General features: G+C 42.2%; 14 protein-coding genes and 2 pseudogenes. 1 reads left to right on the top strand and 15 read right to left on the bottom strand.

Annotated elements, in window-relative coordinates:
- Nucleotides 1-10: 10 nt before the first annotated feature.
- The 12 genes and pseudogenes from DW005_RS04230 to DW005_RS04175 all read right to left on the bottom strand — a co-directional run bounded on the left by DW005_RS04230 (nt 11) and on the right by DW005_RS04175 (nt 14,010).
- Nucleotides 11-664, bottom strand: a complete 654-nt coding sequence (locus DW005_RS04230; protein WP_117478287.1) for a GntR family transcriptional regulator — start codon at nt 662-664, stop codon at nt 11-13.
- 32 nt (nt 665-696) lie between these two features.
- A complete protein-coding gene (locus tag DW005_RS04225) occupies nt 697-1,389 on the bottom strand; it encodes an LrgB family protein (RefSeq protein WP_022376475.1) in 693 nt (230 codons plus the stop codon).
- Entirely contained in the window at nt 1,382-1,744 is a 363-nt protein-coding gene (locus DW005_RS04220; RefSeq protein WP_022376476.1) for a CidA/LrgA family protein, read from the bottom strand. Before DW005_RS04220 ends, DW005_RS04225 begins: the two co-directional genes overlap by 8 nt.
- 82 nt (nt 1,745-1,826) lie before the next feature.
- The gene (locus tag DW005_RS04215; RefSeq protein ID WP_117478286.1) at nt 1,827-3,236 is read right to left on the bottom strand and encodes a glycoside-pentoside-hexuronide (GPH):cation symporter; all 1,410 of its coding nucleotides are present in this window, start codon (nt 3,234-3,236) and stop codon (nt 1,827-1,829) included.
- The gene (locus tag DW005_RS04210; protein ID WP_117478285.1) at nt 3,229-5,514 is read right to left on the bottom strand and encodes a glycoside hydrolase family 2 TIM barrel-domain containing protein; all 2,286 of its coding nucleotides are present in this window, start codon (nt 5,512-5,514) and stop codon (nt 3,229-3,231) included. The genes DW005_RS04215 and DW005_RS04210 overlap by 8 nt, the downstream gene beginning before the upstream one ends.
- A gap of 117 nt (nt 5,515-5,631) precedes the next feature.
- Entirely contained in the window at nt 5,632-7,086 is a 1,455-nt protein-coding gene (locus DW005_RS04205) for a UDP-N-acetylmuramoyl-L-alanyl-D-glutamate--2,6-diaminopimelate ligase (RefSeq protein WP_117478284.1), read from the bottom strand.
- A 15-nt stretch (nt 7,087-7,101) separates the two neighbouring features.
- The gene (locus DW005_RS04200; protein ID WP_117478283.1) at nt 7,102-7,893 is read right to left on the bottom strand and encodes a Cof-type HAD-IIB family hydrolase; all 792 of its coding nucleotides are present in this window, start codon (nt 7,891-7,893) and stop codon (nt 7,102-7,104) included.
- Between the two features lie 3 nt (nt 7,894-7,896).
- Nucleotides 7,897-9,255, bottom strand: coding sequence for a citrate/2-methylcitrate synthase (locus DW005_RS04195; protein ID WP_117478331.1), 1,359 nt, complete (start codon nt 9,253-9,255; stop codon nt 7,897-7,899).
- Nucleotides 9,256-9,397: 142 nt separating this feature from the next.
- Nucleotides 9,398-11,266, bottom strand: a complete 1,869-nt coding sequence (locus DW005_RS04190) for a heavy metal translocating P-type ATPase (RefSeq protein WP_117478282.1) — start codon at nt 11,264-11,266, stop codon at nt 9,398-9,400.
- A gap of 11 nt (nt 11,267-11,277) precedes the next feature.
- The gene (locus tag DW005_RS04185) at nt 11,278-11,496 is read right to left on the bottom strand and encodes a cation transporter (RefSeq protein WP_022377652.1); all 219 of its coding nucleotides are present in this window, start codon (nt 11,494-11,496) and stop codon (nt 11,278-11,280) included.
- Nucleotides 11,497-11,522: 26 nt separating this feature from the next.
- A pseudogene (locus DW005_RS04180) lies at nt 11,523-11,810 on the bottom strand (metalloregulator ArsR/SmtB family transcription factor); the annotation flags it as partial.
- Nucleotides 11,811-11,898: 88 nt separating this feature from the next.
- Nucleotides 11,899-14,010: a lectin like domain-containing protein gene (locus DW005_RS04175; RefSeq protein ID WP_117478281.1), complete on the bottom strand. Its 2,112-nt coding sequence runs from the start codon at nt 14,008-14,010 to the stop codon at nt 11,899-11,901.
- 150 nt (nt 14,011-14,160) lie between these two features.
- On the opposite strand from DW005_RS04175, the pseudogene DW005_RS04170 reads away from it, so the two are divergent.
- Nucleotides 14,161-14,676 (top strand): annotated as a pseudogene (locus tag DW005_RS04170) (polysaccharide deacetylase family protein); the annotation flags it as partial.
- Nucleotides 14,677-15,024: 348 nt separating this feature from the next.
- On the opposite strand, the gene DW005_RS04165 reads toward DW005_RS04170, so the two are convergent.
- From DW005_RS04165 to DW005_RS04155, 3 genes are all read right to left on the bottom strand, one after another.
- The gene (locus tag DW005_RS04165) at nt 15,025-16,233 is read right to left on the bottom strand and encodes an NADP-dependent isocitrate dehydrogenase (RefSeq protein WP_117478280.1); all 1,209 of its coding nucleotides are present in this window, start codon (nt 16,231-16,233) and stop codon (nt 15,025-15,027) included.
- Nucleotides 16,234-16,306: 73 nt separating this feature from the next.
- Nucleotides 16,307-16,825, bottom strand: a complete 519-nt coding sequence (locus tag DW005_RS04160) for a PaaI family thioesterase (protein WP_117478279.1) — start codon at nt 16,823-16,825, stop codon at nt 16,307-16,309.
- A 268-nt stretch (nt 16,826-17,093) separates the two neighbouring features.
- On the bottom strand, nt 17,094-18,047 hold the full coding sequence (locus tag DW005_RS04155; protein WP_181974936.1) for a GTP-binding protein: 954 nt from the start codon (nt 18,045-18,047) through the stop codon (nt 17,094-17,096).
- Between the last annotated feature and the right edge of the window lie 7 nt (nt 18,048-18,054).

Genomic DNA, 18,054 nt, shown 5'->3' with positions numbered 1-18,054 from the left:
TGTGTTCTCCTTACATCCGCTTCTCAATCAAATCATAATGAAAATCGATTGCATCGTTGAAATCCTTTTCATCCCCTTTTATAAGAGTTTCATAAATCCGCGTGTGACTCGCTAACAGACAATCTTTACTGTCATATTCAACGCATTCCGTATACACAATGCTGACCGCCTGCATAATTGTAATCAGCAGATTATTTTTCGTAGCAAAAACAAGTGTGTCATGAAATTCCTTATCCTGTTTTGCCAAAGGTTCCCCGGTTAATTCAGCCATTGTATGTAATAAATCCGAAAGTTTTTGTTTGATTTTTTCATCGATACCATTTTTCAAAAGAAGATTGCCAGCCATTTTCTCCATGGCACGGCGAAACTCACAGATTTCACTTTTCGTTACCCCATTTAAAAGAAGAAGCATTTGAATCATGCTGCCAAAAGACTGCCCGATATTCTCCGCAACATAATTGCCGGAGCCCTGCTTCCTTTCAACAACGCCCATGCCATGTAGAACACAGATGGCTTCTCTGGCAGAATTTCTTCCAATTCCTAACTGCTCTGCAATCTTTCTCTCCGTCGGCAGTTTACTTCCCCAAGTCAAAGTACCATCTTTTACCAAATCGTAAAAATATGAAAGCACCTTTTGATATTCCTGACACCCGGTTTGTTTCATAACCTTTTCCTTTCCTATGTAAATGAAATTTCTTAAATAAACTTCATAAATAATGGGGAAAATACTACGGTCAAAATTCCCGTAACTGCAATCGCAAGACTGCTCATTGCCCCTTCGATTTCGCCAAGTTCCATTGCTTTCGCCGTTCCAATCGCATGTGAGGAAGATCCAAATGCGAGTCCCTTCGCAATCGGATGAGTAATACGAAACAACTTGCAGACAAGCTCACCAAACATATTGCCAACCACACCGGTAACAACAATCACTGCTACCGTAATGGTAACATAACCGCCTAACTCTTCGGAAAGCCCCATGCCAATTGCCGTTGTAATCGACTTTGGCAAAAGCGTCACATATTCCGTGTGCGACAGACTCATAAATTTTGCTAACATAAAAACTGTTACACCGCTGGTAAGTGTACCAGCTAAAATACCAAACATAACTGCTTTCCAATTCTTTTTAAGAAGCTGCCACTGCTCATACAAAGGAATCGCAAGACATACCGTAGCCGGAGTCAAAAACCAGCTCAAATAAGAAGCCCCTGCATTGTACACATCATAATCAATATCTGCGGTCACTAATACAACAATTGATAAAATAATGGATATTAAAAGTGGATTTAATAGCGCAATTTTAAATTTCTTTTTCAGAAATGCCCCTGCCATATACGCAAGCAGACTAATGGTAACTCCTGCAAAAAGTGAGTTCTCTAAAAATTCATTCATGGTCTTTCCCCTCATCTTTCTTAATCATCCACTGAGCCGTTTTTCCCGTTGCCACAGCTACCGCAACAAAACTAACAAACGTAATAATTCCCACGGGAATTAAAAGAGGTTTTAACACATTCCACGATACCATCAGACCAACGCCCGCCGGAATAAACATCACCGGCATAATTTCAATCAAAAACTTCCCTACCTCCTTCACCGAAGACAGTTTAATATGTCCCGTCATCAAACCCACAAATAAAATCACCATACCGTAAATACTTGCCGGAATCGGCAGCGGCAGAACATATTTGACAAGTTCGCCAACAAATGTGATACATAGAATAAGTAAAAACTGCTTTAAATATTTCATAATCCTCTTCCTTAACGTAATATAATAAATTGGTAGTACCAATTTGGCACCACCAACTATTATACAACGGATATCCTTCTTGTCAAGAATTTCTTCTTTTTTCCAGCTCAGCAATATTTTCAGTCACCTTTTTTTTCGAAAGCGGATAGATAAAAAGCAAAATCATCGCCACAATAAAAAGCCCAATTGCCGGTATCAGACATGACATCTGAAAAATCCGGTCAAGAATCACTGCACGCCTTGCTATCTGCTCTGCTCCCTGCGGATTATGCATAAGCTGTGCCTGATATCCAACCGCCGCTAAAATCGTCCCCACAAGGCCCGACGACAAAGCCTGACCTAACTTTCTTGCAAACGAATATAAGGAATACACCGTTCCATCTTCGCGCACCTTATTTTTCACCTCGGCATCATCAATCACATCTGTTATCATTGCCCAAATAACTGTGTTAAAAAAGCCGATTCCGATATAAGCAAGGACAAAAAAGCCAACGTAAACCCATTCATTTTTCGGATATATTACCATACACAAAAACAAAATCACTGCTCCAAATAGGCAGGAAAAAGCCGACAATTCCCGTTTTCCATAACGCACGGACAGCCGTGTAGCAAGCGGTGCACACACACCTAACACCGCTAGACTGGTGAGAAGCGAAAACATTGACTGTGCCTTAGCGCTATTATACACTTCCGGAAATACATAGGCAGAAATTCCCTGCATGCCAAGTAAGGCAAGCAGCAAAAACATCGCCGCCGCAATAATGCCAAGCAATGCCCGGTTTTTCATTAGATTTTTTAACTGGCTTGTGAACTGGATTTTCCCTTCACTCGCCGGCACCTCAACACGCTCTACCGTAAGTCTTACACACAGCAGATAACACAAAAAGGATAGCACAGAAAAAACACCGGCAATTACCGTCATACGAAATCCTGACAAAACCGTCTGACCTTCCACCGTAACATAAGCAAGCATCGGTGTTCCTGCTCCAATTACAAGCCCGGCAAGAGTTGCTCCGACCGTCCGCCAGGTTGATAGCTGCGCCCGGTCCTTTGCCTCGGCAGAAATTGCCGAAGCCATCGAACCATACGGAATATTAACCGCGGTATAAAAAATCGACCCCCACAAAATATACGTGACAACCATCCAGCCTACCTTAAACCAATATGGCATACCGGCAAATGCTGACTGGTAAATCAAAAAACTGGAAATCGCAACCGGACCACACATCCGCCTTATCCATGGGCGAAATTTTCCGTCCTTCCCCGGTTTACTCCGATCCACAATCTGTCCCATTGTAATGTCCGTGAATGCATCTAAAAAACGAGCAGCCATCATTAACATTCCCACCACACCGGCACCAATTCCCATAACGTCTGTATAAAATTTCAACATGAAAGCCGATGATAAGATAAAAGTAAAATCATTTCCGAAATCGCCAAACATATACCCGATTTTATCACGCATACCAAAGGGTCTGACTTGTTTATCCATTTAAATTCTCCTTTTTAATTTCGTTTAATTTCATATTCAGACTTTCTAAAAAGCCATCCGGTGCCATCGCCCCAAGCATTTCCTTCATACTTTCCAACTTCATTTTTTTCATCATATCCCACATGCCTTCTTCTTTTGCAAGTGTCATACCGGTAATCAATTTCATCGCTTTCGTGACAAGTTCCATCGCCTCATCATTTTCACTGATTTCCTCTAACGTACAGCGGATATGATAACGGTCCTCCGGATATTTCATTTCCTCTGAAAGATTTAGCGAACCAATCTCCTGAAACCAGTTTGCCACGCCTTCTTCCCTCTCACTGGCTTCCGGGAATACATAGCTTTCCGGCTCTTTTTCCACCCTATCAATCGTCACAGCATCCCATACATCTCCTGCCTTTACAAGAATTGCATTTTTTCCTCCACTAAGAGAAATCGGGAAAGATGCCACATGACGTTTTACCTCATTTACCGCCATTTCTTCCCCATTCACAAAAAGTGTCACTCTTTCCTGATTTGTATACACGCGGATTTGGGTATTTTCCTCAGAGCGGAGCGAATACCGCTTATCACAGATATGAACCATCGGTTCTGGATTCCAGTACGCCTTGTATAGGTAAAAACTATCCTTTTTAATTTTTCTGTCCATCGTTACAAGGCCTTTGTTATTTCTTCCCGTCACACCGCCTTCTGAACGTGCGGCACACCCAAAATCAAACATATTCCATACATATGAGCAGAAAATCCAAGGGCGTCTCTCTAACATATGTGCCATATATTCGTGGTATCCTGCCTGATATGCCTCGCTGTAATCTTTACACTTTGGATTTCCTCCCTGATAGGTAATGATTCCCTCACAGCCATACTCCGACAATCCGATGCAGCGGTTTGGATATTTTTCATGATACTCATCCATCCATGGACCATTGTCCTCTGTCTTTCCGCCATACCAGCCAAAATAATGGTTATAACTTTCCACATCGGTAATTTCATGCATCGGACCGTCTTTCGGCGTCATCGTCACATGAGCAATCGTCGTGAGACGATATGGGTCAATCTTTTTAGCAAGTGCATTTAACTCCCTGTGATTCTCCACAAGCTTTTCAGAAATACCCCCAATCAAAATTTCATTGGAAATGCCCCAGAAACAAATGCTTGGATGATGGTCATTCTGATAAATAAGTTCCTTTAACTGGGTTATACAGTTCTCATGTGCTAAAGGGTCTTCATTCATCACGCTGATAAAAGGAATTTCCGCCCAGACAACAAATCCCCTCTTATCACACTCATCATAAAACTCCTGTGCATGCTGGTAATGGGCAAGACGCACCGTATTTGCCCCGATTTCTTCAATCAGCTCAGCATCCCGGATGTGATCCTCTTTTGTAAGTGCATTTCCCTGATACAATTTATCCTGATGCCGGCTCACGCCGCGCAGCGGCACACAATTTCCATTTATTAGGAAACCGCGCCCGGGATCACAGCAAAAAGTCCTTACACCAAATTTAAGTTCCACTTCATCCAAGCATTCGTTATTGCGCATAATGAGTGCCTTTAGCGTATACTGATAGCTATTTTTAATATCCCAGCGGTGCGGTTTATAAAGAGGAATAGAAGTATCCGGTGAGTCCGCCGGACGTGCTGCACTTGCCACTTCTTTTCCATCTTCATCAAAAATCTGGTAAATCACCTGATTATCTTTTTCCACCCCGCAAATCTTTGTTCGGATGTGAAGCATAAAATCCTCTTTGTCCCACGAAGCTGGTTCTGTGGCAGCATGGATTCCCAAATCTCCGTAGTGTAACAGTTCAAAATGCGTTTCCGGCACGCAAATCAGATGTGCGCCACGATACAACCCGCCATAAAAAGTAAAATCAGCCGACTGCGGATAAATCGCATCACATTTTTCATTGCTGCACCAAATTGCTATCGTATTAAATTCTTCCGTACATTTTTCCGTAATATCGGCTCGAAACGCTGAATAGCCCCCCTCATGGCTCACAACGAACTCACCATTTACAAACACTTTTGCCTGCTGCCCCGCCGCCGGTATTTCCAAAAATAAACGAGAATACTTCGCAGACGGCTCCCACTTATCCAACGTTTTTACATACCAGTAACTGCCTCTGTCATATGTTCCATCTCCCTTTTGTCCATCCAGTGCATTCCATGTGTGAGGCAGCGAAACAAGTTCTCCCTCTCCCGGTCTTGCCTCCGAAACATCTACATCCGCATGAATAAACCACCAATTCTCATTAAAATCTAAAATCTGACGCATTTATTTATTCCTCCATTGAATCATTCTCTTTTTACTTATACCCAAAAAAAAAGAAACTATCCGTTTATGCTTTCGTTTCGCATAAATTGATAGTTTCTTTTTCAATTCAAATTTTAATTAACGCGCCAGCGCATTCATAACCGCTTCTCTCTCGCTGTAATGGTATTTCACACCATTGATTTCCTGATATTCTTCATGCCCTTTACCAAGAAGAATAATCATATCGCCGTCCTCGGCATGATCAACTGCATAATTCACAGCCTCCTGACGGTCCGGAATCACCACATACTCACCGTTTGTCTTTGCCAGACCAACCTCAATATCTTTTACAATATCCATTACGTCTTCCGTCCTCGGATTATCACTTGTCACAATTGCAAGTTCCGCCAGATTTCCAACGGCCTCTCCCATCTCGTAACGGCGCAGTTTACTTCGATTGCCGCCACATCCGAAAATAGCAATAATCCGGTGCGGATTGTAACCACGCAGAGTCTTTAGCACACTCTCGGTACTCACACCATTATGCGCAAAATCAATCAATACGGAAAATCCTCTGCCGGTCGGAACATTTTCCACACGGCCACGCACTTTTACGTGCTCAAGCGCGTGCAGAATCACCTCTTCCGGCATTTTCAACAGAGCACCGGTACACGCCGCACACATTCCATTGTAAATATTAAAACGTCCCGGCAGACCAACAATGATATCTCCGTTCAAAAGACCATTCGCATGGAATTTCATACACAGATTTCCCTCGTTATTCACATGCTCAATTTCCGTTGCCGTCATATCCGCATCTTCTGTTCCATATGTTTTAACCTCACATGTCGCATCTTTTATCATTTCTTTCCAGTGCGGGTCATCACGATTTACAATTCCGACGTCACACATCGTAAACAGACGGCTCTTGCAGTACAAATACTCATTAAAATCTGCATGCTCATTTGGTCCGATGTGGTCCGGCGTAATATTGGTAAAAATACCATAATTAAAATGCATTCCTGCCACACGGTCCATCTTGATTCCCTGCGAGCTTACTTCCATTACCATATACTCGCACCCGGCATCCACCATATCTTTAAAATATCTCTGCAAATCATAGGATTCCGGCGTTGTATGCTCCGTCGGTGTCACCTTGCCGGCAATTGCCACACCAATTGTACCAACAATTCCGCAGGTTTTCCCGGATTTTTCAATAATATCACGAATCATATATGTGGTTGTCGATTTTCCTTTTGTTCCTGTAATTCCAATCGAAATCATCTTCGATGCCGGATAATCAAAATACGCCTGGGATAAAAGACTCAGCGCTGCTCTGCCATTTGCCACACGAATCACTGTAATACTTTCATCTATGGACTCAATCTCTTTTTCCACAACAAGCACCGATGCGCCTTTTTTCACAACATCCGGAATGTATTTATGACCATCGACAACCGTTCCTGCAATGGCAACAAACAACATTCCCTCTTTGATTTTTCTGGAATCATATGCGATGTCTGCCACTTCCGTATCAAGGCTTCCCTGTACCAGTTCGTACTCGATGTGCTCCACTAATTTACTTAACTTCATTTTGCCGACCTCCCTTTACTCGATTAATTGATAATGTTTCAATGCCTTCTCAATTCCATCTTCCATCACAGCCGCCGTTACATAGTCGACCGACGGAAAAATATCCGGATTGCCACTTCCCATTGCAATGCTGATGCCGGTGAAATCAAGCATCGGCAAATCATTTGTACTATCACCAATTCCTACCGTATGCGCTCTGTCAATTTCTAAACGCTTACAAAGGAAATCAATTCCGGTCGCCTTTGAATAACCTTTTGGCACGACCTCATAAAAAGTCGGGTCACGTAAAATAAAATCAAACGTGTTTTCCCATTGTTCCTTAAATGATTTCATGTCACTGCTCTCATCAAACCAGAGTGCCATCTTATCAAAATTCAAATCGGCATCCTCCCAGAACAACTGGCATTTTGCCGAAAATGTTCCATTTTCCTCAAAGATGGATTTTACAACCGGCATCCAGTAATCTCTGCGGAAATATGCCGTCTCCTGACCTTCCAAAACACCATCGATATGATAGCGCGTCAGAGAATCGGCAACTTCTCTCTGCAATTCTTTCGGTAATGTTGCATGAAGCAGCTCTTCCCCATGATAAAATATATTCGTACCACATCCGCCTACCACACCATCAAAACCAATTTCCAAAATATCCTTTGGCCAGATGGACTTGCAGCGTCCGGTACAAAGAAACAGTAAATGTCCGTTTTTCTTTGCCTGATGCAGGGCACGCACCGTACTCTCCGGCACGATTCCCTCTTTTTCATCTAACAAAGTTCCATCAATATCGAAAAATAACATGTATTGTTCCATCGTTTATTCTCTCTCGTCTATTTCACGGAAATCCACATGACTTCCTACGTATTTGTACGCCGGTCGAATAATTTTACCCTTGTTTACCAGCTCTTCCAGACGATGTGCACTCCATCCGGAAATACGGGCAATCGCAAAAATCGGAGTAAATAATTCTCTCGGAATACCAAGCATAGTATATACAAAACCACTGTAAAAATCAACATTTGCACAAACCGGTTTATAACGCAAATGTGCTTTCATAATCAAATCTTTGGACACTTCTTCCACTGTTTCATACAGATGAAATTCATCCATTTTACCTTTTGCCTCCGCCAGTTTTTTTGCATAGCGTTTCAAAATCACGGCACGAGGGTCAGACAATGTATAAACCGCATGTCCCATTCCATAAATCAGACCGGATTCATCAAAGGCCTCGCGATTCAGAATTTTATTCAAATATTCTTTAATCTGCTCTTCATTATTCCAGTCCTTGCAGTGTTCTTTAATATCATCAAACATCTGCAACACTTTTAAGTTGGCGCCACCATGACGCGGTCCCTTCAGCGAAGCAATGGATGCTGAAATCGCAGAATATGTATCTGTGCCGGAAGACGTTACCACATGATTGGTAAACGTCGAGTTATTACCGCCGCCATGCTCTGCATGAATGACAAGTGCAATATCTAAAACTTTCGCCTCTAACTCCGTAAATTTACCGTCCTGTCTTACCATCTGCAAAATATTTTCTGCAATTGACAAATCTTTATCCGGTGTACGGATGTATAAATTATCATCAAATCCAAAATGACGGTATGACAAATACGCATACACCGCAATCAACGGAATTTTGCCGATTAACTGCAAAGACTGGCGCAGTACATTTGCCACGGAAATGTCGTCCGGATTCTCATCATACGAATACAGTGTCAGCACACTTTTCTGCAATGCATTCATAATGTTTGCACTTGGCGCTTTCATAATCACATCACGAACAAACTGACCGGAAAGCTCCTGAAGACTGGTTAATACCTCTTCAAAATCCTTTAACTGAGTATGTGTCGGCAGTTCGCCAAACATCAGCAAATAGGTTGTCTCCTCGAAAGCGAATCGGCGGTTTTCAAAACTTTTTACAAGGTCCATTACATTATATCCCTGATAATAAAGTTCTCCGTCGCAAGGAATCTTTTTGCCGTTTTTCAAGCGGTATCCACAGACATCTGAAATCTCTGTCAAGCCGGTAAGTACTCCTTTACCATTCGAATCGCGAAGTCCCCTCTTCACATCATATTCGTTATACAAATCCTGATTAATGGCACCGGACACCATACAGTAATCCACCAGATTTTCAAATTTACTATTTAACTTTTCTCCCAGTTCCATCATTGAGTGATTATCCAAACCAAATCCTCCTTCTTTTGGACTCTTGTCATAGTCGAAAAAAGAGGATAGGACACTTCATTTTCGGACCTATCCTCTTTGACTATGACATTATACTACATGTTAATCAAAAATGCAAATCATGTTAATGATTTTTCATCACCCGCATTGAGTTCAAAATTGCCAAAACAGATACACCGACATCGGCAAATACAGCTTCCCACATATTCGCCACACCAATTGCACCAAGCAAAAGTACAACTGCTTTTACGGCAAGGGCAAATACAATGTTCTGCTTTACAATGCGAAGTGTTTTTCTGGAAATCAGTACGGTTGACGCAATCTTTCGGATGTCATCATCCATCAAAACGACATCTGCCGCCTCAATTGCTGCATCGGAACCAAGACTTCCCATCGCAATACCAATATCTGCACGGGTCAAAACCGGTGCATCATTGATACCGTCGCCGACAAAGGCAAGACGCTCTCCATCTTTTTGCGCGGAAAGAAGTTTTTCCACCTCATCCACTTTATCACCGGGGAGAAGTTCGGCATGCACTTCATCCAGTTTCAACTCATCTGCCACATGTTTCGCAGTTTTTTCTCTATCACCGGTCAGCATGACGCACTTCTTCACACCAACATTTTTCATCTTATGAATTGCCTCTGCTGCACCCTGTTTCACGGTGTCGGAAATCACAAGTGCCCCTAAAAAGGTCTGCTCCTGACCCACATAGACAACCGTTCCGGCGCTTTCACACGGCTCATAAGCAATCGACTGTTTTTTCATCAGCTTTTCATTGCCGACATAAGTCATCACACCATCTACGAGAATCTGAACTCCGTGGCCGGCAATTTCAACCGCATCTGACACACGGCTTCTCTCAATTTCTTTTCCATATGCCTCGATAATCGAACCGGCAATCGGATGGTTTGAATAGCTCTCGCCAAGTGCGGCTACTTCCAATAATTTATCTTCTGAAACACCACCGGCAGGTTTCATTTCGGTTACTTTAAATTCGCCTTTTGTCAGTGTTCCGGTCTTGTCAAATACAATGGTAGTCATCTCTGCAACCGCCTCTAAGAAGTTACTGCCTTTTACCAAAACACCAATCTTAGATGCAGCACCGATACCGCCAAAGAATCCAAGCGGCACCGAAATCACCAGTGCACACGGACAGGAAATAACAAGGAAAATACATGCTCTCTGAATCCACTCAGCGAATCCTCTGCCTAAAATAAGCGGTGGAATCACAGCAAGCAAAACTGCTCCAATCGTAACGACCGGCGTATAGTATTTGGCAAATCGGGTGATGAAATTCTCCACCTTTGCCTTTTTACTGCTTGCATTCTCTACCAGTTCCAAAATTTTGGCAACCGTCGAATCATCAAATTCCTTTGTGGTACGGATTTTCAGCGTTCCGCTGCCATTGACGCAGCCACTGATAATCTCATCGCCCTCTGACGCTCTTCTCGGTACCGACTCACCCGTAAGTGCCGCCGTATCAATTAACGATTCGCCCTCTATAACAACACCATCGAGAGGAATTCTCTCTCCCGGCTTTACAACAATAATCGTACCGACTTCTACATCATCCGGGTCTACTGTCACTAATTTCCCATCTTCCTCTACATTCGCATATTCCGGACAGATGTCCATCATTTCCGTAATGGATTGTCTGGATTTTCCAACCGCATAACCCTGGAACAATTCACCGACCTGGTAAAACAGCATTACAGCAACAGCCTCTAAATACTCACCAACGCCAAATGCACCAAAGGTGGCAATCATCATCAGAAAGTTTTCATCAAAAATCTGTCCATGGGAAATATTTCTCGCAGCCTTAAAAATAATGTCATATCCGACAATCAGGTACGGAACGGCAAATATCAAAAGCTGTGCCCACCACGGCAGTGGCTCTAATACTCCCATATGCTCACAAACAAACAGGATAACAAATAGGACAAGGGAAATGATAATCCGAAGTCTCATTTTTTTCTGTTTTTTTGTCATACACTCATCTCCTACAAAAGAATCTGGCAATCCGGCTCAACTTTTGCACAAACACGGACAACCTCATCCATAATTTCATCAAAACGCGCATCATCGGCATCTACTGTCATCTTCTGTGTCATAAAGCTGACTACTGCATCGTTTACACCATCAATTTTCTTAATTGATTCTTCCATTTTTGCTGCGCAGTTTGCACAATCCAAGTCCTGTAATTTAAATTTCTTTTTCATGATTCATTTCCTCCAATTCAATTATGTTATTCCGCAATATGGTCGATTCCCTGCTCGATAATCGTTCGCACATGGTCATCGGCCAGTGAATAAAACACCGATTTCCCCTCGCGGCGGCCTTTTACTAACTTATTCTGTTTTAGAATCTTTAGCTGATGCGAAATTGCTGACTGCGTCATATTCAAGGTTTCCGCTAAATCACAAACACAGACATCCTTCTCAAATAAAACAAACAAAATCCGGATTCTGGTCGAATCGCCAAACACCTTAAACAATTCCGCCAAGTCATACAATTCATCTTCACTTGGCATTTTATCACTCTCCGTTTCTGTAAATTTACATATGAACAATTATTCATATGTTCATTATATGCAGGATAACATAAAAAGTCAACCCCTATTATCATTTAATTTTTATTTTTATATTCGCTGTCTTTTTACTGCCGTCACCCGCTGCTGCCTTTACATAAACCGTCTTTTTCTTTCCGGCCTTCTTTGCCTTAAAGACACCTTTTTTTGACAGGGTAGCATATTTTTTATATTTACTCTTTGTAAATTTATAGGTAATCTTTGCATCCCCTGCGCGTTTTTTCGTCACTTTCAGCCACTTACTTAACTTTACTTTTTTACCGGCTTTCACCTTTTTCAACGAATATTTAAACTTTAGTTTTTTCACAACCACTGTCCGGGCACTGCTATTATCAGGTGTTACAGGATTATCCGTAACTACCGGGGTTGTCGGATTATTGGCTGCCGGTGTTGATTGTGCCTTTTGCGTCGGCGTAGTCACAGGTGTTGCCGTTGGTGTTGCCGTTAGCACTGGCGTTGGTGTTGCCGTTGGCACCGGTGTTGGTGTTGCCGTTGGCACCGGCGTTGGTGTTGCCGTTGGCACCGGCGTTGGTGTTACCGTTGGCACCGGCGTCGGTGTTGCTTTCGTAGAATCCCAAGTATCAGAAAACATCTTAATGCAGAGATTTGCATTGTTTTTTCTGCCGCCAGACCATACAAGTTTGGAAAAATCTTCCCACTCACCATCCGAATACTGAACATAACTTTCGCCCTCATTTGCGCTAACTGCTTCTGTAAGTGCAGAATTGTTATAAGTACATTCATAAGTCTGATAAGAAGTATCCCCACTCTCTTCCAATTTTACAACAACTGCATAACGCTTTCCTTTTGTCATAAATACTTCATCTTTATCTTCTTTTACAAAATCAATGGTATGATATCCGCGCTCTGCAATCGTACCGGACAATGAAGACATTAATTTACCGGACATCGGATTATCCGAATCCGGACTCTCATAAATTGATACTTCATAATTTACATTTGCTTCCTGTGTATAGAAAGAAACTGCCTGCATTTTTTCATCGGCTTTTGCCTCAAATACATTGGCACCACGCAGAAAACTTCTCGAATAAGCAAATGGAATTCCACCATCATATTGATAGTTATTGTCGTAATTATCCGCTTTTTCCACATCAAAGAATGCCACCTCTGCCTCTTCATTCTTCTCCGCCTGCAGCATAGCATCCTCATAAGAAATCCAGAAATATCCGCCCATACTGTTGCAGTCGCCCCAGCTGTTGCGAATTAGCCATGCACCGTCTGAAGAAGGACGACATTTGGAATTAAAATTACTTGCCGAATAATTATCATCCCATCCTACAATCAATACACTGTGATTGGTCGTCTTGCTTGTATCATCACAATAATACGCCGTAAAATTGCTTTTCCCAGTATTTCCATACATCTGCTCGTCACTCGATGTTTCCGGCGCATACATAGAGCACTCCGCTGCCCCATACTCCATCAATTTCTGTTTGATTTGGTTGCGGTTCGCTTTCGTCATATAAATGTATTCTACGTTCTGCAAATGATAGGAATCCTTATCATACATCACCTCATCCGGTAAGTCAGCCGTTACGTTACGATTAATTTTGTTCTGTAAATCTTCAAAAGAAGCAACTGATTCATCTACAACTCCCTGCCATCTGGCTAATGTAGCAGTTGCTAAAACGGAATTTCCGCCCCAGCCATACAAATCATTATTCTTCTCTCTTGGCCTGCAAATATCCCCTACCGTCAAACCAAGCGGATCGTCGGCTTTGTTGTATGTCGAATATGCCAGATGATACTCTGATAAATCCGGAGATTCTTCAGAGCCATCCTGTATAATATCTGCTTCAGACGCTCCCATCACAGACATTGTCCAGCACATGCCCGTTTTTCCTTGATCTTTGATATCCGTCAACAGCCCTTCCTCTCTGGCATTAAACGATGACGGAATCGTTGTCTTTGCTGCCTTTTTCTTTCTGCCGGATGACAAATCATCCGAATTTAATAGTTTCCGATGAATTGGAAGATAGCCATACTTTGAAGTCTCACCGACCGAATCCTCGATGGATACTGCGGTCTGCGTTTTCTTACTTTCCTGTGCCAAATCCACCGGTGCACTCATCCCTATTACCAGCGAAAAGCTAAGCACTGCTGCCAATAAATTTCTTCTTTTCATGATATACCTCCATTCGTAAATGATTCATTCATAAATTTTCTTATGTAGTAATCTTACCATATTCATACACACTTGCAAAGAAAAAAGATTTCCTGTCATAATAAGCATTTTCTCTCCATAAACTATAGCAAAACGATAGCGGGGTAATCTATGAACATCGAACAAGAACGGGAAAAACTGATTCTTTTTACAAAAATCGGTGCCATCGTCCTGACATCCTTTGCTTTGCTCGCAACAAGTTTTTTTGTTTATCCGGAAAACCGTGCCGTTTTCAATGAATCTCTGCTTCATGAAAAAGAACTTCCCATCTACTGCGTAGAAAAGGAAAAACCGCAGATTTCAATCAGCTTTGATGCGGCTTGGGGAAACGACGACACCGCATCACTTCTTGCCACGCTGAAAAAACACAAAGTAAAGGCAACCTTTTTTATGACAGGCGGCTGGATTGAAAAATATCCGGACGATGTAAAAGCAATTGCCGCCGGCGGGCATGACCTTGGAAACCACAGTGAAAACCACAAACAGATGTCACAGCTATCGGCCGCACAATGCAAAGAAGAAATTATGAAACCTCATGAAAAAGTAAAAAAACTAACCGGTAAAGATATGATTTTGTTCCGCCCTCCTTACGGGGACTATAACGACACTCTTATCCGTGTGTGCCGGGAAAATAAATATTATCCGATTCAGTGGGATGTGGATTCCCTCGACTGGAAAGATTACGATGCCGCCACCATCATACGCCGCGTCACAGAGCACAAACATCTTGGCAACGGTTCGATTATTCTCTGCCACAATGGCGGAAAACACACCGCCGAAGCGCTGGATGAACTTTTAACAATTTTGAAGAAAAAAGGATTTCAACTCGTACCAATTTCTGCTTTGATTATGAAAGATAATTACACGATAAACACAGAAGGACGGCAGGTTAAAAACTACCCCTGCCGATACCAAAAAATGACCACTGCAATATCTGCACTTTTACAGTATCACAGTGGTCTGTTTTTTTATATGTTACATCAAAGAATCCAGTGTCTCACGAATTGCCTGAATAAATTCAAGGCTGTTCAAAATTACCGGATTTTCACATGTGGAAATAAGAGAAAGACTCTTTGTCATTTTTCCATCCTCCACAGTCTTAATGCAGGCTCTCTCCAGTTTGTCTGCAAAATCCATCAATTCCGGAATCTCATCCAACTCTCCACGCTTTCTGAGTGCGCCTGTCCATGCAAAAATAGTTGCAATGGAATTAGTCGAAGTCTCTTCGCCTTTCAAATGTTTATAATAGTGGCGCTGTACCGTTCCGTGTGCAGCCTCATATTCATAAACACCGCTTGGTGATACCAAAACGGATGTCATCATGGACAAATCGCCATATGCCGTAGCTACCATATCAGACATTACATCTCCGTCGTAGTTTTTACAAGCCCAGATAAAGCCGCCTTCTGAACGGATTACACGGGCAACCGCATCATCAATAAGCGTGTAGAAATACTCAATGCCAAGTTTCTCAAATTTTTCTTTATACTCCGTATCATAAATTTCCTGGAAAATGTCCTTAAATGTATGGTCGTATTTTTTGGAAATGGTATCTTTGGTAGAGAACCACAAGTCCTGTTTGGTGTCCACTGCATAACTAAAGCATGCGCGTGCAAAACTGGAAATGGATTTTTCTGTATTGTGAATTCCCTGAATGATTCCCGGACCATCAAAGTTATGAATTACTTCTTTAGTCTGTGTTCCATCCTCAGCTGTAAATACAAGCTCTGCTGTTCCTTTACCCGGAACCTTGATTTCTGTATTTTTATAAACATCACCATACGCATGACGAGCAATTGTAATCGGTTTCGTCCAGTTTTTTACATAAGGAACGATTCCCTTAACAAGGATTGGTGCACGAAATACGGTACCATCTAAAATTGCACGAATTGTGCCGTTTGGCGATTTCCACATTTCTTTCAAATCATATTCATCCATACGGGCAGCATTCGGTGTAATCGTAGCACATTTTACCGCCACACCATATTTCTTTGTTGCCTCTGCGGAATCCACTGTCACCTGATCATTGGTTTTATTGCGGTACTCCAGACCAAGGTCATAATACTCTGTCTTTAAATCAACGTATGGCAGCAACAGTTCATCTTTAATCATCTGCCAAAGGATTCTGGTCATTTCATCCCCGTCCATCTCTACAAGTGGGGTTTTCATCTGAATCTTACTCATTTTTCCTCCTAACCAAAACGTTCACATGGACGCTTTCCATAAATTATTGTCGCCTTTTACTATAGCATAGTGGCTACAGATTGTCAAAGAATGGCCCCTCGATTTCTGTCCTGCCATCCTCTACAAGATACGGCATTTCTTCATGCACTTCTATGCCCTCTTGAATCTTCTGTGTGTCCATTTTTATGTATTTAATTCTTCCATTTGCAAGGACTTCACCGTCTTTATCCATAATATAAGAATCTGTAATAATAAAATGGCTCGTGTTTTTTACAACTACACCCCGCCCAATCAATTCTGTCTCATAGGGAACCGGTTTGCGGTATTTGGTATCCAACGATATCGTCACACCAAAAGTCTCCTCCGACAATTCCTTCGCCCACAAGGAACGAAGCCCCATCTCATCAAGCATCGCCGTAATCATACCGCCATGCACACGTCCCGGATAACTCTGGTGCTGTTCTTTGTAGCGAAACACCGTCATCACACTGCCATCTTCCATGTTGTAAAATGGTGCATTCACGCCATATTCATTATCCAGCCCGCAAATCATGCACATTCGGCTGTTTCTTTGTTTGCTAAGTATCTTCATGTTGTGCTCCTTGTACTTTCAATATTGATTAAATTTCTTTCTGCCTTTTGTCTATTAGTAGTATAGCACAACGTTTGTAAAACATCTATAAAATTTGTGATGGCTTGCCTTATGCAACGCTATTCGCTCCGCCGAATATCCCACGCTATTCGCTCCGCCTCCGGCTCCGCTCATAGAGGCTGTCGCCTCATACCAAAAGAGATGCGCCATGGCATTTGCAAGCGAGCTTGCATGCCATGGCGCATCTCTTTTGGTGCGTGGCTTGTAGCTAACTAAAGTATACAACTTCCTCTTGTGGGGGAGTGGTTTTTTCGACTTTGTCAGCCCAAAGCATTGGCACTAATGCTTGTTGTTTACGGCTAAATTCCGGTTTTACTTTTACCGTTACCATAACCCAGTCGTTGGTTGCAAATTTATCAGCCTCTGGATAATGGCAGATAAATCCGATTTTTGCGATATCGTCTGCACAGCAGGTCATGGCTGCACGGGATGGTACAAAGGCATCTTTTGGGAAGGTTCTATTTCTGTATACCTGTCCCTTAAATACAATCGTTTTTCCCTCGTATTTTTCCGGATGCTCACTGACATCCAGATACCACAATCCAAAATCATCATCTTCTAATACAATTTCTTTTGCAGTGACATCAAACGGTAATTCTTCTTCAATATTACTCTCAACCGAGCCATCCTCTGATTCAAATAAAACCTGGGCACGGCGGTTGATTGCTTTGACATTTCGACGCATGGATGCCTTGTCCATATCGGACGAACAACGGTTAAAAATAACCAAATCCGACTGCTGAAAATGCGACATAATCAATGATTTCATATTATTGATATAAACAGAAAATGTTTCCGCATTGACCGTCGTAAAAGTCTGCACAACAATCCAATTTTCCGGAATGGTTTCATTGATTAACTTAACCAAATCCCACATTCCGTTTACTTCAATAACAATTCGTGCCGGCTTATACTGTTTCACAAGTTCTTTACACTTATCTTCTGTCAAATCTTCCTCGTCTTCAATCAAAACCGTGTCCACTTTATTATGGCGAAGCAACATTTCATCGACTTCTTTTTCTCCCTCTTCCGTCATCAGATATAAGGTACGCAAGCCGTCTTCAAAATTTCCCTCTTCCAGTATTTCCTGAAAACATGTTGATTTACCGCTTTCCAAAAAACCGGTAAACAAATAGACCGGAATATCCCGATTTCCAAACATAGTTTCC

Source organism: Clostridium sp. AF36-4, assembly GCF_003435975.1.
Taxonomy (GTDB): Bacteria; Bacillota; Clostridia; order Lachnospirales; family Lachnospiraceae; genus Eubacterium_F.
The sequence above is the reverse complement of the archived record's forward strand: the minus strand, read 5'-3'. Positions and strand labels throughout refer to the sequence as shown.

Bases quoted from the DNA above. Each gene is read 5' to 3' on its own strand.
- DW005_RS04210 (WP_117478285.1), bottom strand. From the start codon at position 5,514: ATGCGTCAGATTTTAGATTTTAATGAGAATTGGTGGTTTATTCATGCG.
- DW005_RS04225 (WP_022376475.1), bottom strand. From the start codon at position 1,389: ATGAATGAATTTTTAGAGAACTCACTTTTTGCAGGAGTTACCATTAGT.
- DW005_RS04160 (WP_117478279.1), bottom strand. From the start codon at position 16,825: ATGAAGATACTTAGCAAACAAAGAAACAGCCGAATGTGCATGATTTGC.
- DW005_RS04155 (WP_181974936.1), bottom strand. From the start codon at position 18,047: ATGTTTGGAAATCGGGATATTCCGGTCTATTTGTTTACCGGTTTTTTG.
- DW005_RS04215 (WP_117478286.1), bottom strand. From the start codon at position 3,236: ATGGATAAACAAGTCAGACCCTTTGGTATGCGTGATAAAATCGGGTAT.
- DW005_RS04195 (WP_117478331.1), bottom strand. From the start codon at position 9,255: ATGGAACTGGGAGAAAAGTTAAATAGTAAATTTGAAAATCTGGTGGAT.
- DW005_RS04200 (WP_117478283.1), bottom strand. From the start codon at position 7,893: ATGGAACAATACATGTTATTTTTCGATATTGATGGAACTTTGTTAGAT.
- DW005_RS04185 (WP_022377652.1), bottom strand. From the start codon at position 11,496: ATGAAAAAGAAATTTAAATTACAGGACTTGGATTGTGCAAACTGCGCA.
- DW005_RS04165 (WP_117478280.1), bottom strand. From the start codon at position 16,233: ATGAGTAAGATTCAGATGAAAACCCCACTTGTAGAGATGGACGGGGAT.
- DW005_RS04205 (WP_117478284.1), bottom strand. From the start codon at position 7,086: ATGAAGTTAAGTAAATTAGTGGAGCACATCGAGTACGAACTGGTACAG.
- DW005_RS04175 (WP_117478281.1), bottom strand. From the start codon at position 14,010: ATGAAAAGAAGAAATTTATTGGCAGCAGTGCTTAGCTTTTCGCTGGTA.
- DW005_RS04230 (WP_117478287.1), bottom strand. From the start codon at position 664: ATGAAACAAACCGGGTGTCAGGAATATCAAAAGGTGCTTTCATATTTT.
- DW005_RS04190 (WP_117478282.1), bottom strand. From the start codon at position 11,266: ATGACAAAAAAACAGAAAAAAATGAGACTTCGGATTATCATTTCCCTT.
- DW005_RS04220 (WP_022376476.1), bottom strand. From the start codon at position 1,744: ATGAAATATTTAAAGCAGTTTTTACTTATTCTATGTATCACATTTGTT.